Origin of the sequence: Pseudomonas atagonensis, from assembly GCF_011369485.1 — a bacterium.
GTDB lineage: Bacteria > Pseudomonadota > Gammaproteobacteria > Pseudomonadales > Pseudomonadaceae > Aquipseudomonas > Aquipseudomonas atagonensis.
Window position 1 is genome coordinate 471,625 of sequence record NZ_VXCA01000025.1, and the last position, 24,313, is coordinate 495,937.

At 57.2% G+C, this 24,313-nt stretch carries 23 protein-coding genes; 4 read left to right on the forward strand and 19 right to left on the reverse strand.

Annotated elements, in window-relative coordinates; translation table 11 throughout:
* Positions 1–39: 39 nt before the first annotated feature.
* From glmU to rpmH, 19 genes are all read right to left on the reverse strand, one after another.
* Positions 40–1,407 (reverse strand): bifunctional UDP-N-acetylglucosamine diphosphorylase/glucosamine-1-phosphate N-acetyltransferase GlmU, encoded by a 1,368-nt coding sequence (gene glmU / locus F2P67_RS17725; protein ID WP_166222064.1) that lies wholly within the window; start codon positions 1,405–1,407, stop codon positions 40–42.
* A gap of 118 nt (positions 1,408–1,525) precedes the next feature.
* A complete protein-coding gene (locus F2P67_RS17730; protein ID WP_007954164.1) occupies positions 1,526–1,951 on the reverse strand; it encodes a F0F1 ATP synthase subunit epsilon in 426 nt (141 codons plus the stop codon).
* A gap of 45 nt (positions 1,952–1,996) precedes the next feature.
* The gene (atpD, locus tag F2P67_RS17735) at positions 1,997–3,376 is read right to left on the reverse strand and encodes a F0F1 ATP synthase subunit beta (RefSeq protein ID WP_166222066.1); all 1,380 of its coding nucleotides are present in this window, start codon (positions 3,374–3,376) and stop codon (positions 1,997–1,999) included.
* A 27-nt stretch (positions 3,377–3,403) separates the two neighbouring features.
* The gene (atpG, locus tag F2P67_RS17740; RefSeq protein ID WP_007911960.1) at positions 3,404–4,264 is read right to left on the reverse strand and encodes a F0F1 ATP synthase subunit gamma; all 861 of its coding nucleotides are present in this window, start codon (positions 4,262–4,264) and stop codon (positions 3,404–3,406) included.
* Between the two features lie 50 nt (positions 4,265–4,314).
* Positions 4,315–5,859, reverse strand: coding sequence for a F0F1 ATP synthase subunit alpha (gene atpA, locus F2P67_RS17745; protein WP_103302851.1), 1,545 nt, complete (start codon positions 5,857–5,859; stop codon positions 4,315–4,317).
* A gap of 21 nt (positions 5,860–5,880) precedes the next feature.
* On the reverse strand, positions 5,881–6,417 hold the full coding sequence (locus F2P67_RS17750; protein ID WP_007911956.1) for a F0F1 ATP synthase subunit delta: 537 nt from the start codon (positions 6,415–6,417) through the stop codon (positions 5,881–5,883).
* Between the two features lie 12 nt (positions 6,418–6,429).
* On the reverse strand, positions 6,430–6,900 hold the full coding sequence (locus F2P67_RS17755) for a F0F1 ATP synthase subunit B (RefSeq protein WP_003229781.1): 471 nt from the start codon (positions 6,898–6,900) through the stop codon (positions 6,430–6,432).
* A 59-nt stretch (positions 6,901–6,959) separates the two neighbouring features.
* On the reverse strand, positions 6,960–7,217 hold the full coding sequence (atpE, locus tag F2P67_RS17760; protein ID WP_003097235.1) for a F0F1 ATP synthase subunit C: 258 nt from the start codon (positions 7,215–7,217) through the stop codon (positions 6,960–6,962).
* A gap of 133 nt (positions 7,218–7,350) precedes the next feature.
* Positions 7,351–8,220 carry a F0F1 ATP synthase subunit A gene (atpB, locus tag F2P67_RS17765; RefSeq protein WP_007954148.1) on the reverse strand — a complete coding sequence of 290 codons (870 nt, stop codon included), beginning with the start codon at positions 8,218–8,220 and terminating at the stop codon, positions 7,351–7,353.
* Between the two features lie 16 nt (positions 8,221–8,236).
* Positions 8,237–8,644 (reverse strand): F0F1 ATP synthase subunit I, encoded by a 408-nt coding sequence (locus tag F2P67_RS17770; RefSeq protein WP_003229783.1) that lies wholly within the window; start codon positions 8,642–8,644, stop codon positions 8,237–8,239.
* A gap of 148 nt (positions 8,645–8,792) precedes the next feature.
* Complete coding sequence (locus tag F2P67_RS17775; protein WP_145593850.1) at positions 8,793–9,665, reverse strand: ParB/RepB/Spo0J family partition protein; 873 nt, start codon at positions 9,663–9,665, stop codon at positions 8,793–8,795.
* A gap of 9 nt (positions 9,666–9,674) precedes the next feature.
* On the reverse strand, positions 9,675–10,472 hold the full coding sequence (locus F2P67_RS17780; protein WP_003229787.1) for a ParA family protein: 798 nt from the start codon (positions 10,470–10,472) through the stop codon (positions 9,675–9,677).
* Positions 10,473–10,490: 18 nt separating this feature from the next.
* Entirely contained in the window at positions 10,491–11,135 is a 645-nt protein-coding gene (gene rsmG, locus F2P67_RS17785) for a 16S rRNA (guanine(527)-N(7))-methyltransferase RsmG (RefSeq protein ID WP_007911906.1), read from the reverse strand.
* Positions 11,132–13,030: a tRNA uridine-5-carboxymethylaminomethyl(34) synthesis enzyme MnmG gene (gene mnmG / locus F2P67_RS17790; RefSeq protein WP_166222068.1), complete on the reverse strand. Its 1,899-nt coding sequence runs from the start codon at positions 13,028–13,030 to the stop codon at positions 11,132–11,134. Before mnmG ends, rsmG begins: the two co-directional genes overlap by 4 nt.
* A gap of 552 nt (positions 13,031–13,582) precedes the next feature.
* Positions 13,583–14,953 (reverse strand): tRNA uridine-5-carboxymethylaminomethyl(34) synthesis GTPase MnmE, encoded by a 1,371-nt coding sequence (gene mnmE, locus F2P67_RS17795; protein ID WP_166222070.1) that lies wholly within the window; start codon positions 14,951–14,953, stop codon positions 13,583–13,585.
* A gap of 81 nt (positions 14,954–15,034) precedes the next feature.
* Positions 15,035–16,717 (reverse strand): membrane protein insertase YidC, encoded by a 1,683-nt coding sequence (yidC, locus tag F2P67_RS17800; protein WP_166222072.1) that lies wholly within the window; start codon positions 16,715–16,717, stop codon positions 15,035–15,037.
* A gap of 2 nt (positions 16,718–16,719) precedes the next feature.
* On the reverse strand, positions 16,720–16,965 hold the full coding sequence (gene yidD / locus F2P67_RS17805; RefSeq protein ID WP_010465488.1) for a membrane protein insertion efficiency factor YidD: 246 nt from the start codon (positions 16,963–16,965) through the stop codon (positions 16,720–16,722).
* Positions 16,958–17,359 (reverse strand): ribonuclease P protein component, encoded by a 402-nt coding sequence (gene rnpA / locus F2P67_RS17810; protein WP_343045162.1) that lies wholly within the window; start codon positions 17,357–17,359, stop codon positions 16,958–16,960. The genes yidD and rnpA overlap by 8 nt, the downstream gene beginning before the upstream one ends.
* A 16-nt stretch (positions 17,360–17,375) precedes the next feature.
* Positions 17,376–17,510, reverse strand: a complete 135-nt coding sequence (gene rpmH, locus F2P67_RS17815) for a 50S ribosomal protein L34 (protein WP_003213577.1) — start codon at positions 17,508–17,510, stop codon at positions 17,376–17,378.
* A 566-nt stretch (positions 17,511–18,076) separates the two neighbouring features.
* On the opposite strand from rpmH, the gene dnaA reads away from it, so the two are divergent.
* From dnaA to gyrB, 4 genes are read left to right on the forward strand one after another with little or no spacing between them, the layout of a single operon-like run.
* On the forward strand, positions 18,077–19,600 hold the full coding sequence (gene dnaA, locus F2P67_RS17820) for a chromosomal replication initiator protein DnaA (protein WP_166222076.1): 1,524 nt from the start codon (positions 18,077–18,079) through the stop codon (positions 19,598–19,600).
* Between the two features lie 39 nt (positions 19,601–19,639).
* Entirely contained in the window at positions 19,640–20,743 is a 1,104-nt protein-coding gene (dnaN, locus tag F2P67_RS17825; protein WP_007911887.1) for a DNA polymerase III subunit beta, read from the forward strand.
* Between the two features lie 14 nt (positions 20,744–20,757).
* Positions 20,758–21,861 (forward strand): DNA replication/repair protein RecF, encoded by a 1,104-nt coding sequence (recF, locus tag F2P67_RS17830; protein WP_007911886.1) that lies wholly within the window; start codon positions 20,758–20,760, stop codon positions 21,859–21,861.
* A gap of 5 nt (positions 21,862–21,866) precedes the next feature.
* On the forward strand, positions 21,867–24,284 hold the full coding sequence (gene gyrB / locus F2P67_RS17835; RefSeq protein WP_166222078.1) for a DNA topoisomerase (ATP-hydrolyzing) subunit B: 2,418 nt from the start codon (positions 21,867–21,869) through the stop codon (positions 24,282–24,284).
* Positions 24,285–24,313: the final 29 nt, after the last annotated feature.

The window sequence follows — 24,313 nt, forward strand, 5'->3', positions numbered from 1 at the left end:
CTGGCTGCGGTCCTTTTTATTTTGAGCGTTGTGGATAACTCAGTCCTTCTTGATCTTCTCCGGTCGCTTCCAGCCATCGATGTTCCTCTGCCGTGCACGGCCGACGGCCAATTGCGCGTTATCCACATTCTGCGTGATGGTCGACCCGGCGGCGGTGGTTGCACCTGCCGAGATATCCACAGGCGCAACCAGCGAGTTATTGGAGCCAATGAACACGTCAGCGCCCAATACTGTCTTCCACTTGTTGGCGCCGTCGTAGTTGCAGGTGATGGTACCCGCCCCAATATTGGTGCGCGCGCCGATTTCGGCATCGCCCAGATAGGTCAGATGGCCGGCCTTTGCTCCTTCGCCCATGTGGGCATTTTTCAGTTCGACGAAGTTACCCACATGCGCACGCGCTTCAAGCACGGTGCCCGGACGCAGGCGCGCGAACGGACCGGCATCACTGCCTTCACCCAGCACCGCGCCCTCGATGTGAGAGTTGGCCTTGATCACCACACCTTTGCGCAGAGTGCTGTCCTTGATCACGCAATTCGGGCCGATGACCACGTCGTCTTCAATGACGACATTGCCTTCGAGGATCACGTTGATGTCGATCAGCACATCGCGACCAACGGTGACTTCGCCACGTACATCGAAACGCGCCGGGTCACGCAGGGTTACGCCTTGCGTCATCAAACGGCGGCCAGCGCGCAGCTGGTAATGACGCTCCAGTTCGGACAGCTGCTTACGATCGTTGGCGCCCTGCACTTCCATTGGATCGTGCGGTTGTTCAGTGGCCACGACCAGACCGTCGCTGACCGCCATTTCAATCACGTCGGTCAGGTAGTACTCGCCTTGGGCATTGTTGTTCGACAAGCGGCTCATCCAGTCGGCCAGACGATTGGCCGGCACGGCGAGGATGCCGGTGTTGCCTTCAGTAATTGCGCGCTGGGCTTCGCTGGCGTCTTTGTGCTCGACAATGGCCGCGACCTTGCCGTCGGCATCGCGCACGATTCGGCCATAACCGGTGGGGTCATCCAGCTCGACTGTCAGCAGACCCATCTGGCCCGGAACGACGTGCTTGAGCAGGCGTTGCAGGGTTTCGACTTCGATCAGCGGGACATCACCGTAGAGAATCAGCACGGTGTCGGCGGTTATGAACGGCACCGCTTGAGCAGTGGCGTGACCGGTACCCAGTTGCTTGTCCTGCAGGACGAAATTCAGGTCATCGGCCGCCAGGCGCTCGCGCACCACATCGGCACCGTGACCAATCACAACGTGGATGCGCTGTGGATCAAGTTGCCGCGCGCTGTGGATAACATGGCCCAACATAGAATTGCCGGCAATCGGATGCAACACTTTCGGTAGCGCCGAACGCATGCGAGTGCCTTGGCCGGCCGCGAGGATTACGATTTCGAGAGACATGACTGGCTACCAATCCTGGGTGGTCAGCAACTGCGACCGGGTTTTTGAAAGTCGGAAAAGAAAAAAGGGTAGCCGAGGCTACCCTTTTTTATCAATCGCACAACAAGTGGCTGACGGATTAACCGCCAAACTTCTTGCGGATCTGCTGGACGGTGCGCAGCTGAGCTGCAGCCTCGGCCAGACGTGCGGACGCAGCTCCGTAATCGAAATCTGCGCTCTTCTCATGCAGAGCAGCCTCGGCAGCCTTGAGAGCTGCTTGAGCCTGAGCTTCATCCAGGTCGGCGGCACGTTGCACGGTATCGGCAAGCACCTTGACCATGTTCGGCTGAACCTCGAGGAAACCACCGGAGATGTAGAACACCTCGGCTTCCCCGCCTTGCTTGATCAGGCGGATCGGACCTGGCTTCAGATTAGTGATCAGCGGCGCGTGACCCAGAGCGATACCAAGATCACCCAGTGCACCGTGCGCAATCACCATCTCGACCAGGCCGGAAAAGATTTCCCCTTCCGCGCTGACGATATCGCAATGGACTGTCATAGCCATCTGATTGCCTCAACCTAAATTAGCGCCCGTTGCCGGGCGCCGGGATTACAGTTTCTTGGCTTTCTCGATCGCTTCTTCGATGCCGCCAACCATGTAGAACGCTTGTTCTGGCAGGTGGTCGTAGTCACCGTTGAGGATGCCTTTGAAGCCAGCAATGGTGTCTTTCAGGGAAACGTACTTACCCGATGCACCGGTGAAGACTTCAGCCACGAAGAACGGCTGCGACAAGAAGCGCTGGATCTTACGAGCACGGTTTACCAACTGCTTGTCGGCTTCCGACAGCTCGTCCATACCCAGGATCGCGATGATGTCCTTCAGCTCTTTGTAACGTTGCAGAACGTACTGAACGCCGCGAGCGGTGTCGTAGTGGTCCTGGCCGATTACGTTCGGGTCCAGCTGGCGCGAAGTCGAATCCAGTGGATCTACCGCCGGGTAGATACCCAGGGAAGCGATGTCACGGGACAGAACGACGGTGGCGTCCAAGTGGGCGAAGGTGGTCGCTGGCGACGGGTCGGTCAAGTCGTCCGCAGGTACGTATACCGCTTGGATCGAGGTGATCGAACCTTCCTTGGTCGAAGTGATACGTTCTTGCAGAACGCCCATCTCTTCAGCCAGGGTCGGCTGGTAACCTACTGCCGAAGGCATACGGCCCAGCAGTGCGGATACTTCAGTACCGGCCAGGGTGTAACGATAGATGTTGTCGACGAACAGCAGAACGTCGTTACCTTCGTCACGGAACTTCTCGGCCATGGTCAGGCCGGTCAGTGCTACGCGCAGACGGTTACCCGGCGGCTCGTTCATCTGACCGTAAACCAGTGCCACTTTGTCCAGAACGTTGGAGTCCTTCATCTCGTGGTAGAAGTCGTTACCCTCACGAGTACGCTCACCCACACCGGCGAACACGGAATAACCGCTGTGCTCGATGGCGATGTTACGGATCAGTTCCATCATGTTTACGGTTTTGCCTACACCGGCACCACCGAACAGACCGACTTTACCGCCTTTGGCAAACGGGCAAACCAGGTCGATAACCTTGATGCCGGTTTCCAGCAGGTCGTTGCCGCCTGCCTGTTCAGCGAACGAAGGCGCAGGACGGTGAATGCCCCAACGCTCGTCGGTGTCGATCGGGCCAGCTTCGTCGATCGGGTTACCGAGGACGTCCATGATCCGGCCCAGGGTCGCTTTACCGACCGGTACGGAGATGGCTGCGCCAGAGTCGGTAACTTCCAGACCGCGCTTCAAGCCCTCGGTGGAACCCATCGCAATGGTGCGAACCACGCCGTCGCCCAGCTGTTGCTGAACTTCCAGAGTGGTTGCGGCCGCGCTTTGTACAGTCAGCGCGTTGTAGATGCTCGGTACGCTGTCGCGTGGAAATTCCACGTCGATAACGGCGCCGATGATTTGAACGATACGTCCGCTACTCATAGCTGGATCCTCTGAATATTTGAACCGTTAAACCGCGGCAGCGCCGCCGACGATTTCCGAGATCTCTTGGGTGATCGCAGCCTGACGCGCCTTGTTGTAGATCAGCTGCAAATCGCTGATCAAATCACCGGCGTTGTCGGTAGCGTTCTTCATCGCGATCATCCGCGCAGCTTGTTCAGCCGCGTTGTTCTCGACCACCGCCTGGTAGACCTGCGACTCGACGTAACGGACCATCAAGCCGTCAAGCAGCTCTTTGGCATCCGGTTCGTAGAGATAGTCCCAGTGGTGCTTGAGATCCTGATCCGGGGTAGCCACCAGTGGAATCAACTGCTCCACGGTAGGCTGTTGCGTCATGGTGTTGATGAACTTGTTGGACACCACGGACAGGCGGTCAATACGGCCGTCCAGGTAGGCATCCAGCATCACCTTGACGCTGCCGATCAGATCATTGATCGACGGCTCTTCACCCAGGTGGCTGATAGCTGCAACGACGTTACCGCCGAAGTTGCGGAAAAAGGCCGCACCCTTGCTACCAACGACACACAGATCAATCTCGACGCCGTTTTCGCGGTTTACCGCCATGTCCTTGACCAGGGCCTTGAACAGGTTGGTGTTCAAGCCGCCGCACAAACCACGGTCACTGCTCACGACGACATAACCAACGCGCTTGATTTCGCGGTCGATCATGAACGGGTGGCGGTATTCCGGGTTGGCGTTGGCCAGATGCCCAATTACCTGGCGGATACGCTCCGCATAAGGACGGCTAGCAGCCATGCGCATTTGTGCCTTGCGCATTTTGCTGACCGCCACTTTTTCCATGGCGCTGGTAATCTTTTGCGTGCTTTTGATGCTCGCAATCTTACTGCGAATCTCTTTTGCGCCTGCCATGTAACACCTATCAGGTTAGCAAGCGGGAGCCTCGCGGCTCCCGCTGCGGCTTACCAGGTTTGGGTGGCCTTGAACTTCTCGATACCGGCTTTCATGCCAGCGTCGATTTCGTCATTGAAGTCACCTTTAACGTTGATCTTGGCCATCAAATCGGCGTGATCGCGGTTGAAGAAAGCAATCAGCGCTTGTTCGAAGCTGCCGATCTTGGCGATTTCAATGTCAGTCAGGAACCCACGCTCAGCGGCATACAGCGACAGCGCCATGTCAGCGATCGACATTGGTGCGTATTGCTTCTGCTTCATCAGCTCGGTAACGCGCTGACCATGCTCAAGTTGCTTACGGGTCGCTTCGTCCAGGTCAGAAGCGAACTGGGCGAATGCCGCCAGTTCACGGTACTGAGCCAGAGCGGTACGGATACCACCGGACAGCTTCTTGATGATCTTGGTCTGAGCGGCACCACCCACACGGGATACCGAAACACCGGCGTTCACTGCAGGGCGGATGCCCGAGTTGAACATGGCCGATTCCAGGAAGATCTGACCGTCGGTGATGGAAATCACGTTGGTCGGAACGAACGCGGAAACGTCGCCCGCCTGGGTTTCGATGATCGGCAATGCGGTCAGGGAACCGGTTTTGCCGGTCACTGCGCCGTTGGTGAACTTCTCTACGTATTCTTCCGAAACGCGGGATGCGCGCTCCAGCAGACGGGAGTGGAGATAGAACACGTCGCCTGGGTAAGCTTCACGGCCTGGTGGACGGCGCAGCAGCAGGGAAATCTGGCGGTAAGCCACTGCTTGCTTGGACAGATCGTCATAAACGATCAGCGCGTCTTCACCGCGGTCGCGGAAGAATTCACCCATGGTGCAACCGGAGTACGGTGCCAGGAATTGCAGCGCAGGAGATTCCGAAGCACTGGCAGCCACGATGATCGTGTTGGCCAGGGCGCCGTTTTCTTCCAGCTTGCGAACCACGTTGGCGATGGTCGATTGTTTCTGACCGATGGCTACGTAGACGCAGAAAATGCCGCTGTCTTTCTGGTTGATGATCGCGTCGATCGCCAGAGCGGTTTTACCGATCTGACGGTCACCGATGATCAGCTCACGCTGGCCACGGCCGACAGGGATCATGGCATCGACAGCCTTGTAGCCAGTCTGTACAGGCTGGTCTACCGACTTACGCCAGATCACGCCCGGAGCAACTTTCTCGACCGCGTCGGTCTCGGTGTTGCCCAGTGGACCTTTGCCGTCAACTGGATTACCCAGTGCGTCGACTACGCGACCCAGCAGTTCCTTACCAACCGGAACTTCGAGGATGCGGCCGGTGCACTTGGCGCTCATGCCTTCAGCCAGAGACTGGTAGGAGCCCAATACAACGGCACCTACGGAGTCTTGCTCCAGGTTGAGAGCCATACCGTAGACGCCGCCCGGAAACTCGATCATCTCGCCGTACATGACGTCGGCCAGACCGTGAATCCGCACGATACCGTCAGATACGCTGACGACAGTGCCTTCGTTACGGGCTTGGGAGGTCACATCGAGCTTGTCGATGCGGCCCTTGATAATTTCACTTATTTCGGAAGGATTGAGTTGCTGCATTGCTCTGCTGCCCCTTCAAACTCAAGATTTCAATGCTTCGGCAAGTTTCGCGATTTTTCCGCGAATCGAGCCATCGATAACCAGGTCGCCGGCGCGGATCACGACACCACCAATCAAGGCAGCGTCCTCCGCAACTTGCAGGCGCACTTCCCGGTTGAGTCGTGCACTGAGAACCTTGGCGAGTTTGTCTTGCTGTTCTTGGTTCAATGCAAATGCACTGGTTACTTCAACGTCTACCGATTTCTCTTGTTCGGCCTTGTACAGGTCGAACAGAGCGGCGATCTCCGGCAGAAGCGGGAGACGGTCGTTTTCGGCAACGACGTTGATGAAGTTCTGTGCCTTGGCATCAAACTTGTCGCCGCACACGTCAATGAACGTGGCGGCCTTTTCTGCGCTCGTCAGTCGCGGGGCCTTGAGCACGCGCTGCATGGTGTCGTCTTGCGACACCGCTGCTGCCAGGCCGAGCATGGCTGACCAATTGGCCAGTTGCTGGTGGGCCTGAGCGTGCTCGAAGGCCGCCTTAGCGTAAGGTCGGGCCAACGTGGTCAGTTCTGCCATGATCGCCCTCGCTTAGATTTCAGCAGCCAGTTGGTTAACCAGCTCTGCGTGCGCGTTTTGATCGATTGTGGCACCCAGGATCTTCTCGGCGCCGCCGACAGCCAGCAAGCCCACTTGGGCACGCAGCTTGTCTTTGACACTGTTCAGTTCCTGTTCGATCTCGGCTTGAGCCTGAACCTTCACACGGTCAGCATCGACACGGGCCTTTTCAACGGCCTCTTCGACAATCTGGTTACCGCGTTTCTTGGCTTGCTCGATGATTTCAGCTGCCTGAGCTTTCGCTTCGCGCAGTTGCTGACCCGCTTTTTCTTGGGCCAACTCCAGGTCGCGAGCTGCACGGCTGGCAGCGTCCAGACCATCAGCGATCTTCTTTTGACGTTCGTGCAGAGCAGCGATGACCGGAGGCCATACATACTTCATGCAGAACAGTACAAAAATCAGGAACGCAACGGACTGGCCAATCAGGGTCGCATTAATGTTCACGCCAACACCTCGCAGTTACGTTGTCCATCACATCAAATTACTCGGAAGAATCCGGGTAATTAGCCAGCGATCTGACCAACGAACGGGTTCGCAAAGGTGAAGAACAGAGCGATACCAACACCGATCATGGTTACGGCGTCGAGCAGACCGGCAACGATGAACATTTTAACTTGCAGCATTGGAACCATTTCTGGCTGACGCGCTGCGCCTTCCAGGAACTTGCCGCCCAGCAGGCCGAAACCAATTGCGGTACCCAGTGCGCCCAGGCCGATCAACAGTGCAACAGCGATAGCGGTTAGACCAACTACAGTTTCCATCTTTCCTCCCGACTTTTACGTCGTATGGTTTAGGTTTTTTAGATTAAAGCGGTAAAACAAATCGTTTCAGGTGCCCTGTGAAGAGCCCCCTCCCGTTTGAGCGGGAAGGACATCAGACTAGTCGAGACTGGTCTTAATGGTTTTCTTCGTGCGCCATCGACAGGTAGACGATGGTCAGCATCATGAAGATGAACGCCTGCAGCGTGATGATCAGAATGTGGAACACAGCCCACGCCCACTGCAGAACAACGCCCAGGCCGCTCAGCCAGAGCAGGCCGCTGCCGAACATCACAGCGATCAGGATGAACACCAGCTCGCCGGCATACATGTTGCCGAACAGACGCAGAGCCAGAGAGATCGGCTTGGCGATCAGGGTCACGAATTCCAGCAGGAAGTTCACCGGGATCAGCAGAGCCTGAACGAAGATGTTCTTGCTGCCGAACGGGTGCAGGGTCAGCTCGCCGATGAAGCCGCCGAGACCCTTGACCTTGATGCTATAGAAAATGATCAGTGCGAAAACCGAGAACGCCATGCCCAGGGTCGCGTTCGGGTCGGTAGTCGACACGGCGCGGAACGGGATGTGGTGGTCGCCGGAAATCAGGATGGCCAGCTGAGGAATCCAGTCGACCGGTACCAAGTCGACGGCGTTCATCAGGAACACCCAGACGAAGATGGTCAGTGCCAGCGGTGCAATCACCGGGCTACGGCCATGGAAGCTGTCTTTCACGCTGCCATCGACGAATTCGACCAATACTTCAACGAAGTTCTGCAAAGCACCTGGCTGACCCGAAGTTGCCTTTTTTGCCGCCATGCGGAAAAGAAGAACGAAGATCAGACCCAGTGCGACCGACCAGCCGAGAGTATCGACGTGGAAAGCCCAGAAGCCCATTTCCTTGGCTTCTGCTGCGGTATGGGCAAAGCCCCAGCCGCCGTTGGGTAGCTGACCGAAGGTCAGGTTCTGCAAGTGGTGCTGGATATAGCCCGAAGCGGTTGTTTCTGCCATGGTTGCCTCAAACGCCCTAAGGTCTCGAAAGTCTTGTTCTCATCAGCAGGGGAGCGAACCAGCTGACTGACTGAGTCAGCACGAAGGCACCGAATACTGCGATCGGCGCCAGTGGCTTCACACCTGCAAACACCAGTGCAAAAAGCACTGCCGTCAAAATCAGTTTGCCTGCCTCGCCGGCATAAAAAGACCGGACGATGGACTGGGCTGCTCGGGCGCCGGAAAACCGAAATGCCTTGTGAGCGAAATAAACATTGGGCAGCAAGGCTATCAGGCCTCCGCAAAGTCCCGAGTATCCGGCAACGACTCCGTGCCATTGCCAGAGCGCCAAAGCAGCAATGAGCAAAATGACAAATTGAGCCATCAACACCGGAAAAACCGCCAGGCGATGGAACGGCAGGCGGTTTGGCTTGCGGGTTTCCATCACTATTGCTCTCCAATGGTCGGCTGCCAGAATTCAATAACTTGGCATAATTTGTGCCGACAAAATGCGCGCAGAGTATAGGGGCGGTTCTGCCCCTATTCAACTGTCAGGTAGTGATTTCCGACTGCGCGCTACATGAGGAAATGTTTCAGCGGATGTGTGCGAGCACACCTTGAAGCTCATCGAGGGAGTTGTAACCGATCACCAACTGCCCTTTTCCCTTCTTCCCGTGGCGAATCTGCACCGCAGAGCCTAGGCGCTCGGCCAGACGCTGTTCGAGCCGGGCGATATCCGGGTCGGGTTTGGCAGCCTCTACAGGCTCCGGTTTACCACTCAACCACTGGCGAACCAGTGCCTCAGTTTGGCGCACAGTCAGGCCGCGTGCGACAACATGTCGCGCCCCTTCCACCTGCTGATTGTCCGGTAGACCGAGCAATGCACGGGCATGACCCATTTCCAGGTCACCGTGGGAGAGCATGGTCTTGATGACTTCGGGCAGCGCAATAAGCCGCAACAGGTTAGCCACAGTGACGCGGGACTTACCCACAGCCTCGGCGACTTGCTGTTGAGTCAGCTGGAATTCCTGCTGCAAACGCTGCAGCGCTACCGCTTCTTCGATCGGATTGAGGTCTTCACGCTGGATGTTCTCGATCAGCGCAATGGCAATCGCGGTTTCATCCGGCACATCGCGAACCATAGCCGGGATGGTTTCCTGCCCGGCTTGCTGACTCGCGCGCCAGCGGCGCTCGCCGGCAATGATTTCAAAGCGGCCACCGCCAATCGGGCGCACCACGATCGGCTGCATCACTCCCTGGGCCTTGATCGATTGCGCCAGCTCTTCCAGCGCCTGCGGATCCATGTCCCGGCGTGGCTGATACTTACCGCGCTGCAACAGGTCTAGTGGCAGGTGCTGCAGCTCACGGCTGTCAGCCTGCGCCGCTTGTTCTTCCAGCGAGCTGACAGTCGGACCGCTCAGCAGTGCATCCAGTCCTCGTCCGAGACCTCGTTTCTTGACGGCCATGGGGATTCCTTAAGTTGGCTGAGCAGCGGCGATGCGTGAATTTTTGCGCTGACGGCGAACCATCTCGCCCGCCAGGGCCAGATAGGCCAGCGCGCCACGCGATTGCTTGTCGTAAGCCAGCGCCGGCATGCCGTAGCTCGGGGCTTCAGCCAGACGGATGTTGCGCGGGATCACCGTGTCGTACAGCTGCTCGCCGAAGTGTTCCTTGAGCTGCGCCGAAACATCGTTCATCAGGCTCAGGCGCGGGTCGTACATGGTCCGCAGCAAACCTTCGACTTTCAGGTTCGGGTTCAGCAGTTCGGCGATGCGCTTGATGTTATCCACAAGGTCGCTCAAACCTTCGAGCGCAAAGTATTCGCACTGCATGGGGATAATCACCCCGTCTGCAGCGACCAGTGCGTTCAGTGTGAGCATCGAAAGCGACGGCGGGCAGTCGATCAAAATGTAATCGTAGTTTTCACGGATCGGCGCCAGCGCGCTGCGCAGACGGCTTTCCTTCATCTGCATTTCCAGCAGAACCACTTCGGCGGCTGTCAGGTCGCGGTTGGCCGGCAGCAGTTGATAACCGCCGTGCTCGGAATAGTGCATGGCCTGGGCCAGATCGCATTCGCCGATCAACAGGTCATAGACCGAGTTTTCCAGGCCGTGTTTATCCACACCGCTACCCATGGTGGCGTTGCCCTGTGGATCGAGATCGATCAACAGCACCCGGCGCTTGGTCGCGACCAGGGATGCTGCGAGGTTGATGCAGGTGGTGGTCTTGCCCACACCACCCTTTTGGTTCGCTATCGCGAATACCTTAGCCATTCTTGCTTGTGTTCCCAATCATGCCGTGCGGCGCAGTATCAGCAGATGGCGTTGGCCTTGGCAACCGGGTACGGCCAGGGCGTGTTCGCTATCGAGTTTGAAGTCTGCCGGCAATGCTACCAGCTCATCGGCCGGATGAACGCCCTTCATTGCCAGCCAGCGTGTATCGGCATCGCCGAGGTGGCGAGTCCAGTTGGTGAAGTTCTCCATACTGCTGAACGCCCGGGAAATGATCCCGTTGAACGGCTGTGCAGGCTGGAACGCTTCGACGCGACTGTGGATAACTTGCAGGTTGTCCAGTTTTAGTTCGAGTTTGACCTGGGTCAGAAAGCGGGTTTTCTTGCCGTTGCTGTCCAGGCAGGTCACTTGCGAGTCCGGATACAGTATCGCCAGAGGGATCCCCGGCATGCCGCCGCCACTACCGACGTCCAGCCAGCGGCCGTTTTCGATGAACGACATCACACTCAGACTATCGAGCAAGTGGCGCGAAACCATCTCATCCGGATCGCGCACCGCCGTGAGGTTGTAGGCCTGGTTCCATTTGATCAACAGGGCCAGATAACCCAGCAGCAATTCGTGCTGGGTTTCCGTGAGATTGACACCGAGCTCGCGGGCTCCTGTGGATAACTCTTCGGCGTGTTGCGAAGTGACCTTAGAACTCAAGCGCTTTGCTCCAACTGACGGCCCGCGCCGCGTTTTTTCAAATGAATCATCAACAGCGAAATTGCTGCCGGGGTCACGCCCGGGATCCGCGAAGCCTGGCCCAGCGTCTCGGGACGAGTCGCGCCAAGCTTGCTCTGGATCTCCTTGGAGAGACCGGAAATATTGGTGTAATCGATATCCACAGGCAATTTCGTGTCTTCACTGGCGCGCAGACGGGCGATTTCGTCCTGTTGACGGTCGATGTAACCGGCGTACTTGGTCTTGATCTCGACCTGTTCAGCGACCTGCGGATCTTCGGCGCCGTTGCCGGTCACTTCGACCAGACCAGCGTAGTCGATTTCCGGACGACTCAAGAGATTGAGCAAGTTGTATTCGTGGGTCAGCGGTGTGCCGAATTTTTCCGCAATCGCATCGCCCTGCGGCGTGCCCGGGCGAACCCAGGTGCTTTTCAGGCGCTGCTCTTCAAGTTCGATGCTTTCGCGTTTCTTGCAGAAGGCCGCCCAACGCGCGTCATCGACCAGACCCAGTTCGCGACCTTTTTCGGTCAGACGCAGATCGGCGTTGTCCTCGCGCAGGATCAGGCGGTACTCGGCACGGGAAGTGAACATGCGGTACGGCTCTTGGGTACCGAGGGTGATCAAATCGTCGACCAACACGCCGATGTACGCTTCATCACGACGCGGGCACCAGGCTTCTTTGCCCTTGGCGCGCAGTGCGGCGTTGGTGCCAGCGAGCAAACCTTGCGCGCCCGCTTCTTCGTAACCGGTGGTGCCGTTGATCTGGCCTGCAAAGAACAGACCGCCGATGACTTTGGTCTCGAGGCTGTACTTCAGGTCGCGCGGATCGAAGTAGTCGTACTCGATTGCGTAACCCGGACGCACGATGTGCGCGTTTTCCATGCCGCGAATCGATTGCACGATCTGCAATTGCACATCGAACGGCAGGCTTGTGGATATCCCGTTCGGGTACAGCTCATGGGTGGTCAGGCCTTCGGGCTCGATGAACACCTGATGGCTTTCCTTGTCGGCAAAGCGGTGGATCTTGTCTTCGATGGACGGGCAGTAACGCGGGCCGATGCCTTCGATTTCACCGGCAGCGGAGTACATCGGCGAACGGTCGAGGTTCGCGGCGATGATTTCGTGGGTGCGGGCGTTGGTGTGGGTAATCCAGCAACTGACCTGGCGTGGATGCTGTTCTTTGTTGCCCATGAACGACATCACCGGGATCGGCGTATCGCCTGGCTGCTCGGTCATGACCGAGAAATCCACAGATTTGCCGTCGATACGTGGTGGCGTACCGGTTTTCAGGCGACCGACACGCAATGGTAGTTCGCGCAGACGATGTGCCAAGGCAATCGAGGGTGGATCGCCGGCACGACCGCCGGAAAAATTCTGCAAACCGATGTGGATAAGTCCGCCGAGGAACGTACCAGTGGTCAACACCACGGAATCGGCGAAGAAACGCAGACCCATCTGCGTAACGACACCGCGCACTTGTTCCTGCTCGACGATCAGGTCGTCAGCAGCTTGTTGAAATATCCACAGGTTCGGCTGGTTTTCCAGAATTTCGCGGACAGCGGCCTTGTAAAGAATACGGTCGGCTTGCGCACGGGTTGCACGTACGGCTGGGCCTTTGCGGCTGTTCAACACGCGAAACTGGATACCGCCCAGATCGGTCGCCATGGCCATCGCGCCGCCGAGGGCGTCGATTTCCTTGACCAGATGGCTTTTGCCAATGCCGCCGATGGCCGGGTTGCAACTCATGGCACCAAGGGTTTCCACGTTGTGCGTCAGCAGAAGGGTTTTTGCACCCATGCGTGCTGAGGCCAGTGCTGCCTCGGTACCGGCATGACCGCCGCCGATGACGATCACTTCAAAACGGGAAGGGAAATCCACCACGCACCTCGTGCCTGCTTAAGTAGGTAATTCAGGAATAGTTTGAGATCAGGTTTCTGGACCTGGTCGGCAAGTATAGGGACTTCGCCCTTCCTAAAGAACCCTTTGCACAAAATTTAACCAGCTGTGGAGAACTCGCGGTTAAAAGAATAAAAAAGAGAGAAATTTATAAAACCTTTGTTTTAAAGCTTATTCTTACTGCCCATGATTTCTGTGGATAGATCTCTACAGGCCTTTAAATTCAATATGTACAGCGTTTAAAAACCCTGTGGCCATATACCCATGAGGGTTTTGGATAACCGGTGTAAGCCTGTGGATGAGATGAGTGGTTATCCACAGGCTGGGTTATATTCAGTTTTCAAGCCCTGTTATCAACTGACCTCAGTGGCAGTTATTCACAGGGCTTAATCCACAGAAAACTGACGAATGCAGGAATGGCAGGCACGGAAAATCCGCTCAGGGAGAAAAAATCTGCCCGGCACTCGAGTAAGTTTTCAGAAACTGGAAGAGATGGCAGGTCGCGAATGGACCTGCCTTTGGATCACGCGGTGATTATTTGCCGATGCAGAAGCTGGAAAAGATCCGCCCCAGCAGATCATCAGAGCTGAAAGCCCCGGTGATTTCTCCGAGCGACTGCTGAGCCTGTCGCAGGTCTTCAGCCAATAGCTCGCCAGCCCCGGCCAGCGTCAGTTGCGCACGGCCGTGTTCCAGCGCCGCACTGGCGTGGCGCAAGGCCTCCAAATGCCGGCGGCGTGCGCTGAAGCTGCTTTCCGAGGTTTGCTCGTACCCCATGCAGGCTTTGAGATGGTCACGCAGGAGATCCAGTCCTTCACCGGCCGACTTTGCGCTTAGACTGATCGTCACATGGCCATCTTCACTGGTCTCCAGGACAATCGCTTCACCGGTCAGATCGGCTTTGTTGCGAATCAGCGTAACTTTCGCCGGATCCGGGCGGGTTTCAAGGAATTCCGGCCACAACGCAAACGGGTCCAGCGCTTCCGGAGCGGTGGCGTCGACAACCAGCAACACTCGGTCAGCTTCACCGATTGCCTTCAATGCCCGCTCGACGCCGATTTTTTCCACATGATCATCTGTATCACGCAAACCTGCAGTATCGACAACGTGCAGCGGCATGCCGTCGATGTGGATATGTTCGCGCAGGATATCCCGCGTGGTACCGGCAATCTCGGTTACGATGGCGGCTTCACGCCCCGCCAGCGCATTCAGCAAACTGGACTTGCCGGCATTCGGACGACCAGCAATCACTACGGTCATGCCGTCACGCAGTAACGCGCCCTGCCCGGCTTCGCGCAAGACGGTGGATAACTCGTCACGCACTTTGTCGAGCATGCTCAGCACGTGGCCATCGGCGAGGAAGTCGATTTCTTCTTCCGGGAAGTCGATGGCTGCTTCGACATAAATCCTCAAGCCGATCAGTTGTTCGGTGAGGTTATGCACACGCTGGGAAAACGCCCCCTGCAAAGAGCGCAAGGCATTGCGCGCAGCCTGTGCAGAACTGGCTTCGATCAGGTCGGCAATGGCTTCGGCCTGAGCCAGATCGAGTTTGTCATTGAGGAAGGCGCGTTCGCTGAATTCACCCGGACGGGCAAGACGGCAGCCCAGCTCCAGACAACGCTTGAGCAACATATCCAGAACAATCGGGCCGCCGTGGCCCTGTAACTCCAGCACATCTTCGCCAGTGAACGAGTTCGGCCCGGGGAAATACAGCGCCAGACCTTCATCCAGCACCTGCTGATCGTCACTGAAGAACGGGCCGTAGTGGGCAAACCGGGGTTTCAGCTCGCGGCCGCTGATGGCTTTGGCTGCAACACTGGCCAACGGCCCGGAAATACGGACGATGCCGACACCGCCGCGACCCTGGGCGGTGGCGACAGCTGCGATGGTTTCACGAGGTGCGCTCATAAACCGGTATCCAGACAAAAGTGGCAGATAGCAAAACGCCCCACTAGGGGGCGTTTTGAGTGGTGTTATCCACAGAGCAAGTTACGCCTCGGCTTTTTTCGTCGCCGCTTCGATCTTACGCGTGATGTACCACTGTTGTGCAATCGACAGGCAGTTGTTCACAACCCAGTACAGCACCAGACCTGCCGGGAACCACAGGAAGAAGAAGGTGAAGATGATTGGCATCATTTTCATGACCTTCGCCTGCATCGGATCCGGTGGAGTCGGGTTCAGCTGCTGCTGGATGAACATGGTTGCGCCCATGATGATCGGCAGAATGAAGAACGGATCCTTGATCGACAGGTCAGTGATCCACAGCATGAACGGCGCCTGGCGCATTTCCACGCTTTCCAGCAGAACCCAGTACAGCGACAGGAAAACCGGCATCTGCACGAGTATCGGCAAGCAGCCGCCCAGCGGATTGATCTTCTCTTTCTTGTACAGCTCCATCATGGCTTGCGACATTTTCTGCCGGTCATCGCCATGTTGCTCTTTCAGAGCAGCCAGTTTCGGCGCAACGGCACGCATGCGCGCCATCGATTTGTAGCTGGCGGCCGACAGAGGGAAGAAAAGCCCTTTGATCAGCATGGTCAGGAAGATGATCGACCAGCCCCAGTTACCCACAATCGCGTGGATGTGTTGCAACAACCAGAAGATTGGCTGGGCAATGAACCACAGGATGCCGTAGTCGACAGTCAATTCCAGACCTGGGGACAACTCTTTCAGCACAGCCTGGCTTTTCGGACCGGCGTACAGCACAGCGCTGGTTTCAACTTTGGCACCTGGAGCAGCGGTCAGAGTAGGACCGGTGTAACCGATGATGTAGTTGCCTTTGCTGTCTTTACGGGTCTGGACGATGTTGTTTTCGCCCTTCGCCGGAATCCACGCAGTCACGAAGTAGTGTTGCAGCCACGCTACCCAACCACCGGTGACGGTTTCTTTCAGTTGGGCCTTGTCCATGTCCTTCATGGACACTTTCTTGTACGGCTCCGAACTTGTCCACAGGGCGGCGCCCAGGTAAGTCGCGGTACCAGTAGCGGTTGTGGACGACGGATCGGCGCTGTTATCACGCTTCAACTGGGCGAACATCGCGCCATTCCAGGGCTGAGCGCTCTGGTTATCCACAATGTAGGAAACGGCTACGTCATACAGGCCGCGTTTCAGGGTGAAACGCTTGATGTAATTGACGCCGTCCCTGCTGAATTTCAGGTCAACGACGAGTTGATCCTGACCGTCAGCCAGTTGATAAGTCTTCTTCTCCGAAGAGTAAACCGGACGACCGGCCGGATTTGCGTCCGGGCCATTGGTACCGATCAGACCGCTTTGTGCCAGATAAACACGTTCGCCGCCGTTATCGAACAGCTGGAACGGAACATCAGGACGATCTTGACGACGTGGATACAAAGGCAAGGTCAGTTGAGCAACATCGCCACCTTGTGGATCGATCGCGAGATCGAGTACGTCGGTTTTGATCTGGATCAGATCCTTGCTGGCGGCCACCGGAGTTTCGGCAGGTGCACTGGTATCGCTAGCGGCGCGCGGAATATCGTCACTGGCGGCAGCATTATTGCCAGTGGCGGTGTCCGGCAAACCGGATGTAGTCGTACTGGAAGCAACATTCTGAGTCGGCAGGGCAGCCTGGCCATAGTCCTGGTTCCATTTAAGAACCATAACGTAGGACACGATTGCCAGGGCGACGATCAGGATCGTGCGTTTGATATCCATGATTACTCGGCCATCGAAGAAGAACGGGAGGTAGGGATAGGTGGAACCGGGTCATAACCACCGGGATTCCACGGATGACAGCGACCTAAACGACGAAAGGTCAGCCAGCCACCGCGCAGAAGGCCATGATTTTCGATGGCTTCATACGCGTAGCAAGAACAACTGGGGTAGAAACGACAGTGACTGGCCATCAAAGGACTAATGGCATAGCGATAAAACTGGATCGGAACGAGTGCCAGTTTACGCATCTGGACTGTCTACCCCTACAGTTTCGGTTTTGACTGCCGGAACGGGCTTGTTACGGGCCAGACGCTTCCAGAGTTTGCCGAAATGCTGAATCAATTCGGGGTTTTCTACATCACCCAAACCTTTGCGCGCGACGATAACGATGTCCCAGCCGACCAGTGAATCCTGGTGCAGACGGAACGATTCGCGCATCAGACGTTTGAGGCGATTGCGCTCAACGGAGAGCTTGACGCTCTTTTTCCCGATTACCAGCCCGAGACGGGGGTGATCGAGATCGTTGTTGCGTGCAAGGAGCAGGAGATTTTTCCCCGGAACCTTGCCGGTAGGGGAGTCAAAGACTGCCTTGAAATGCCGGGGAGTAAGCAGACGCTTGTCCCGACTGAAGTCCTGACTCACCTCCAGTACCGGATTATCAAACTGCCAGACGCGCACGACCTTTGGCGCGACGACGCGACAGGACTGCGCGGCCGTTCTTGGTAGCCATGCGAGCACGGAAACCGTGGGTACGAGCGCGTTTGATAGTGCTTGGTTGGAAAGTACGTTTCATGTCGTGTTACCTGGTTCGTCCACAACGGGCCGGAATGGCCCCCGTTTTAAGAGACCGGGGATTCTAGAGAAAGCAAGCCTTCAGGTCAATTTCCAACCAGCGTTTCCTTATAAATAGATCTGCAGAGCTTCTTTGGCTGAAAGCCTGTTCGCCATACATAAAAATAAAGAAGGGAATTATTTAAAGCTTTTCTGTAAAGCTTATAAAAGCTAGGCATGCCCTCATCTGTGGATAAGTGCCATGAGGCCTTATTCAACCTGATGTACAGAGAATGACAACTACAGTGGAAAACCGTGATCAGCCTGTGCTGCGCTATCGGATAACCTGTGTGTGGAAAGAGTGGTTATCCACAGGTGGGTTATCCACCGAGTTTCGCCCCCAGTTGTCCAGTGCCCTTAGAGGCGGTTATCCACAGAGCTTATTCACACACCGTTGGTCGCCTTTTTTCTGTTTAACGCATTGATAAATCATGGAGGCCGGGCAACCTGCATGTGGATAAGTGGACAGCTCGCCGCTACAATGGCCGCTTGTTTTTGCCTCACCGGCTTTCAACTTAGGGGATATCCGTGTCAGTGGAACTTTGGCAGCAGTGCGTGGAGCTTTTGCGCGAGGAGCTGCCTGCCCAACAATTCAACACCTGGATCCGTCCACTACAGGTCGAAGCCGAAGGCGACGAGTTGCGCGTCTACGCACCCAACCGTTTTGTACTGGACTGGGTCAACGAAAAGTACCTGGGACGCGTCCTTGAACTGCTGGATGAGCATGGCAACGGCATGGCGCCCTCGCTGTCCTTGTTAATAGGCAGCAAACGCAGCTCGGCACCGCGCGCTGCTCCGAATGCTCCGCTGGCTGCTGCACAGGCTTCCCAGATTCAGGCAAACGCTGCTCCGGCCAACTCGCCGGCACCGGCTCCGACGCCCACTCCGGCCAAGCGTTCTACGCAGAAAACCGCCGAAGTCAGCGAAGAGCCGTCGCGCGACAGCTTTGACCCGATGGCCGGCGCCGCTTCGCAACAGGCTCCGGTTCGTGCTGAACAACGCACCGTGCAGGTTGAAGGCGCGCTCAAGCACACCAGTTATCTGAACCGTACGTTCACCTTTGAAAACTTCGTCGAAGGTAAATCCAACCAGCTCGCCCGCGCGGCTGCCTGGCAAGTGGCGGATAACCCAAAGCACGGCTACAACCCGCTCTTCCTTTATGGTGGCGTCGGCCTGGGTAAAACTCACTTGATGCACGCGGTGGGTAACCATCTATTAAAGAAGAACCCGAATGCCAAGGTCGTGTACCTGCATTCCGAGCGGTTTGTGGCCGACATGGTCAAGGCGCTGCAGCTGAACGCGATCAACGAGTTCAAACGCTTCTACCGTTCGGTGGATGCTTTGCTGATCGACGATATTCAGTTCTTCGCCCGCAAAGAGCGTTCGCAGGAAGAGTTTTTCCACACCTTCAACGCCCTGCTTGAAGGTGGTCAGCAGGTCATTCTCACCAGTGACCGCTACCCGAAAGAAATCGAAGGCCTTGAAGAGCGCCTGAAATCCCGCTTCGGCTGGGGCCTGACGGTTGCCGTCGAGCCGCCGGAACTGGAAACCCGCGTCGCGATCTTGATGAAGAAGGCCGACCAGGCCAAAGTCGAGTTGCCACACGACGCGGCATTCTTTATTGCCCAGCGTATTCGCTCCAACGTCCGTGAGCTGGAAGGCGCGCTGAAACGCGTGATCGCCCACTCGCACTTCATGGGCCGCGACATCACCATCGAGTTGATTCGCGAATCCCTGAAAGACCTGTTGGCGCTGCAGGACAAACTGGTCTCTGTGGATAACATTCAGCGCACCGTCGCCGAGTACTACAAGATCAAGATCTCGGATTTGCTGTCCAAGCGCCGTTCGCGCTCGGTGGCCCGTCCGCGTCAGGTGGCCATGGCGTTGTCCAAGGAACTGACCAACCACAGCCTGCCGGAAATCGGCGATGTGTTTGGCGGCCGCGACCACACGACCGTGTTGCACGCCTGCCGCAAGATCAACGAACTTAAGGAATCCGACGCGGACATCCGCGAGGACTACAAGAACCTGCTGCGTACACTGACCACTTGATGAACACCAGCGCAGCTTATTAAGGCAAGGGACTAGACCATGCATTTCACCATTCAACGCGAAGCCCTGTTGAAACCCCTGCAACTGGTCGCAGGCGTCGTCGAGCGCCGACAGACCTTGCCGGTACTCTCCAACGTGCTACTGGTTGTCGAAGGCCAGCAACTGTCGCTGACCGGTACCGACCTCGAAGTCGAACTGGTCGGTCGTGTGCAACTCGAAGAGCCGGCTGAAACAGGCTCCATCACCGTGCCTGCGCGCAAGCTGATGGACATCTGCAAAAGCCTGCCCAACGATGCGCTGATCGACATCAAGGTCGACGAGCAGAAGCTGGTGGTGAAGGCCGGTCGTAGCCGTTTCACCCTGTCCACTTTGCCAGCCAACGATTTCCCGACCGTTGAAGAAGGCCCGGGTTCGCTGACCTGCAGCCTGGAGCAAAGCAAACTGCGTCGCCTGATCGAACGCACCAGCTTCGCCATGGCCCAGCAAGACGTGCGTTATTACCTCAACGGCATGCTGCTGGAAGTTTCCGAAGGCATCATCCGCGCTGTGGCCACCGACGGTCACCGTCTGGCGATGTGCTCGATGAAAGCCGATATCGGCCAGCCGGATCGCCATCAGGTGATCGTGCCGCGCAAAGGTATTCTCGAACTGGCGCGTTTGCTCACCGAGCCGGATGGCAATGTCAGCATCGTACTGGGTCAGCACCACATCCGTGCCACCACCGGCGAGTTCACCTTCACTTCGAAACTGGTCGACGGCAAGTTCCCGGACTACGAGCGCGTGCTGCCGAAGGGCGGTGACAAGCTGGTTCTCGGCGATCGCCAGGCCCTGCGTGAAGCGTTCAGCCGTACCGCGATTCTGTCCAACGAGAAGTACCGTGGTATCCGTCTGCAACTGGCCAGCGGTCAGTTGAAGATCCAGGCCAACAACCCGGAGCAGGAAGAAGCGGAAGAGGAAGTGGGCGTCGAGTACAACGGCGGCTCCCTGGAAATCGGCTTCAACGTCAGCTATCTGCTCGATGTGCTGGGCGTGATGACCACCGAGCAGGTTCGTCTGATCCTGTCCGACTCCAACAGCAGTGCGCTGGTGCAGGAGTCCGACAACGACGATTCGGCTTACGTTGTCATGCCGATGCGTCTGTAATCAGCTGACCCTGGATGTCCTTAAGTCGTGTTTCGGTCACCGCGGTGCGTAATCTGCACCCGGTGACCTTCTCCCCCTCCCCCCGAATCAACATTCTTTACGGCGCCAACGGCAGCGGCAAAACCAGTGTTCTGGAAGCCATTCATCTGCTGGGGCTTGCCCGTTCGTTTCGCAGCACGCGGCTGTTGCCGGTCATCCAGTACGAACAACTCGCCTGTACCGTGTTCGGCCAGGTCGAGTTGGCCGAGGGGGGCCACAGTGCATTGGGGATATCTCGCGACCGTCAGGGCGAGTTCCAGATTCGCATCGATGGTCAGAACGCCCGTAGTGCGGCACAACTGGCGGAGATCCTGCCGCTGCAGTTGATCAACCCGGACAGTTTCCGCCTGCTGGAAGGTGCACCGAAGATTCGCCGGCAGTTTCTCGATTGGGGCGTGTTCCACGTCGAGCCACGATTTATGGCCACCTGGCAGCGTTTGCAGAAGGCCTTGCGCCAGAGAAACTCCTGGCTGCGGCATGGTACACTTGACGCCGTTTCGCAAGCGGTTTGGGACAGGGAACTGTGCCAGGCCAGCGCTGAAATCGATGAATACCGCCGCGCTTACATCAAAGCCTTGAAACCAGTCTTTGAACAAACCTTGAGCGAACTGGTTGAGCTCGAAGGTTTGACGCTCAGCTATTACCGAGGCTGGGACAAGGACCGGGAATTGAGCGCCGTACTTGCCGGGTCCCTGCAACGGGATCAGCAAATGGGCCATACCCAGGCCGGACCGCAACGTGCTGATTTGCGTCTTAGATTGGGCGCTCACAATGCCGCGGACATTTTGTCCCGGGGTCAGCAGAAGTTGGTGGTCTGTGCATTGCGGATTGCCCAGGGGCATCTGGTCAGCCAGGCCCGACGCGGTCAGTGTATTTATCTGGTGGATGACTTGCCGTCCGAACTGGACGAGAGCCACCGTCGCGCGCTGTGCCGCTTGCTGGAAGACTTACGCTGCCAGGTGTTCATCACCTGTGTAGATCACGAATTATTGAGGGAAGGCTGGCAGACGGAAACGCCAGTCGCTCTGTTCCACGTGGAACAGGGCCGTATCACCCAGACCCACGACCATCGGGAGTGAAGGCATTGAGCGAAGAAAATACGTACGACTCAACGAGCATTAAAGTGCTGAAAGGCCTGGATGCCGTACGCAAACGTCCCGGTATGTACATTGGTGACACCGACGATGGCAGCGGTCTGCACCACATGGTGTTCGAGGTGGTCGACAACTCGATCGACGAAGCCCTCGCCGGCCACTGCGACGACATCAGCATCATCATCCACCCGGATGAGTCCATCACCGTCAAAGACAACGGCCGTGGCATCCCGGTAGACGTGCACAAAGAGGAAGGCGTTTCCGCCGCCGAGGTCATCATGACTGTCCTCCACGCTGGCGGTAAGTTCGACGATAACTCCTACAAGGTATCCGGCGGTCTGCACGGTGTAGGTGTTTCGGTAGTGAACGCGCTGTCCGAAGAACTGGTACTGACTGTTCGCCGCAGTGGCAAGATCTGGGAACAGACTTACGTCCACGGTGTGCCTCAGGCTCCGATGGCAATCGTTGGCGACAGCGAAACCACGGGTACCCAGATTCACTTCAAGGCTTCCAGCGAAACCTTCAAGAATATTCACTTCAGCTGGGACATCCTCGCCAAGCGCATTCGTGAACTGTCCTTCCTCAACTCCGGTGTCGGTATCGTCCTCAAGGATGAGCGCAGCGGCAAGGAAGAGCTGTTCAAGTACGAAGGCGGTCTGCGTGCGTTCGTTGAATACCTGAACACCAACAAGACTGCGGTCAACCAGGTGTTCCACTTCAACATCCAGCGTGAAGACGGCATCGGCGTGGAAATCGCCCTGCAGTGGAACGACAGCTTCAACGAGAACCTGTTGTGCTTCACCAACAACATCCCGCAGCGCGACGGCGGTACCCACCTGGTGGGCTTCCGTTCGGCACTGACGCGTAACCTGAACAACTACATCGAGCAGGAAGGTCTGGCGAAGAAGCACAAAGTCGCCACCACCGGTGACGATGCCCGTGAAGGCCTGACCGCGATCATCTCGGTGAAAGTGCCGGATCCGAAGTTCAGCTCGCAGACCAAAGACAAGCTGGTGTCTTCCGAAGTGAAGACTGCGGTCGAGCAGGAGATGGGCAAGTACTTCTCCGACTTCCTGCTGGAAAACCCGAACGAAGCCAAGCTGGTTGTCGGCAAGATGATCGACGCCGCCCGTGCCCGCGAAGCCGCGCGTAAAGCCCGTGAGATGACCCGCCGCAAAGGCGCGCTGGACATCGCCGGCCTGCCGGGCAAGCTCGCTGACTGCCAGGAAAAAGACCCGGCACTGTCCGAACTGTACCTCGTGGAAGGTGACTCCGCGGGCGGCTCTGCCAAGCAGGGACGTAACCGCAAGACCCAGGCGATCCTGCCGCTGAAGGGCAAGATCCTCAACGTCGAGAAAGCACGTTTCGACAAGATGATCTCGTCCCAGGAAGTGGGTACGCTGATTACCGCGCTGGGCTGCGGCATCGGCCGCGAAGAGTACAACATCGACAAACTGCGTTATCACAACATCATCATCATGACCGATGCTGACGTCGACGGTTCGCACATCCGTACTCTGCTGCTGACCTTCTTCTTCCGTCAGCTGCCGGAGCTGATCGAGCGTGGCTACATCTACATCGCCCAGCCGCCGCTGTACAAGGTCAAGAAAGGCAAGCAAGAGCAATACATCAAAGACGACGACGCCATGGAAGAGTACATGACGCAGTCGGCTCTGGAAGATGCGAGCCTGCACCTGAACGAAGAGGCTCCGGGCATTTCCGGTGAAGCGCTGGAACGTCTGGTGAACGACTTCCGCATGGTGATGAAGACCCTCAAGCGTCTGTCGCGCCTGTACCCGCAGGAGCTGACCGAGCACTTCATCTACCTGCCGGCCGTGAGCCTGGAAATGCTCGGCGACCATGCCAAGATGCAAGACTGGCTGGCCCAGTACGAAGTCCGCTTGCGCACCAACGAGAAGTCCGGCCTGGTCTACAAGGCCAGCCTGCGTGAAGATCGTGAACGTGGCGTGTGGCTACCCGAGGTCGAACTGATCTCCCACGGCCTGTCGAACTACGTCACCTTCAACCGCGACTTCTTCGGCAGCAACGACTACAAAACCGTCGTCACCCTCGGCGCTCAACTGAGCACCCTGCTCGACGAAGGCGCGTACATCCAGCGTGGCGAGCGCAAGAAAGCGGTCACCGAGTTCAAGGAAGCCCTGGACTGGCTGATGGCGGAAAGCACCAAGCGCCACACCATCCAGCGATACAAAGGTCTGGGCGAAATGAACCCGGATCAGCTGTGGGAAACCACCATGGACCCAAGCGTGCGCCGCATGCTGAAAGTCACCATCGAAGACGCCATTGGCGCAGACCAGATCTTCAACACCCTTATGGGTGATGCGGTCGAACCTCGCCGTGACTTCATCGAGAGCAATGCGCTGGCGGTTTCCAACCTGGATTTCTGATCCCGGTCAGCGCCCACGAAAAGGCCAAC

Bases quoted from the DNA above. Each gene is read 5' to 3' on its own strand.
- glmU (WP_166222064.1), bottom strand. From the start codon at position 1,407: ATGTCTCTCGAAATCGTAATCCTCGCGGCCGGCCAAGGCACTCGCATG.
- F2P67_RS17730 (WP_007954164.1), bottom strand. From the start codon at position 1,951: ATGGCTATGACAGTCCATTGCGATATCGTCAGCGCGGAAGGGGAAATC.
- atpD (WP_166222066.1), bottom strand. From the start codon at position 3,376: ATGAGTAGCGGACGTATCGTTCAAATCATCGGCGCCGTTATCGACGTG.
- atpG (WP_007911960.1), bottom strand. From the start codon at position 4,264: ATGGCAGGCGCAAAAGAGATTCGCAGTAAGATTGCGAGCATCAAAAGC.
- atpA (WP_103302851.1), bottom strand. From the start codon at position 5,859: ATGCAGCAACTCAATCCTTCCGAAATAAGTGAAATTATCAAGGGCCGC.
- F2P67_RS17750 (WP_007911956.1), bottom strand. From the start codon at position 6,417: ATGGCAGAACTGACCACGTTGGCCCGACCTTACGCTAAGGCGGCCTTC.
- atpE (WP_003097235.1), bottom strand. From the start codon at position 7,217: ATGGAAACTGTAGTTGGTCTAACCGCTATCGCTGTTGCACTGTTGATC.
- atpB (WP_007954148.1), bottom strand. From the start codon at position 8,220: ATGGCAGAAACAACCGCTTCGGGCTATATCCAGCACCACTTGCAGAAC.
- F2P67_RS17770 (WP_003229783.1), bottom strand. From the start codon at position 8,644: ATGGAAACCCGCAAGCCAAACCGCCTGCCGTTCCATCGCCTGGCGGTT.
- F2P67_RS17775 (WP_145593850.1), bottom strand. From the start codon at position 9,665: ATGGCCGTCAAGAAACGAGGTCTCGGACGAGGACTGGATGCACTGCTG.
- F2P67_RS17780 (WP_003229787.1), bottom strand. From the start codon at position 10,472: ATGGCTAAGGTATTCGCGATAGCGAACCAAAAGGGTGGTGTGGGCAAG.
- mnmE (WP_166222070.1), bottom strand. From the start codon at position 14,953: ATGAGCGCACCTCGTGAAACCATCGCAGCTGTCGCCACCGCCCAGGGT.
- yidC (WP_166222072.1), bottom strand. From the start codon at position 16,717: ATGGATATCAAACGCACGATCCTGATCGTCGCCCTGGCAATCGTGTCC.
- yidD (WP_010465488.1), bottom strand. From the start codon at position 16,965: ATGCGTAAACTGGCACTCGTTCCGATCCAGTTTTATCGCTATGCCATT.
- rpmH (WP_003213577.1), bottom strand. From the start codon at position 17,510: ATGAAACGTACTTTCCAACCAAGCACTATCAAACGCGCTCGTACCCAC.
- dnaN (WP_007911887.1), top strand. From the start codon at position 19,640: ATGCATTTCACCATTCAACGCGAAGCCCTGTTGAAACCCCTGCAACTG.
- recF (WP_007911886.1), top strand. From the start codon at position 20,758: ATGTCCTTAAGTCGTGTTTCGGTCACCGCGGTGCGTAATCTGCACCCG.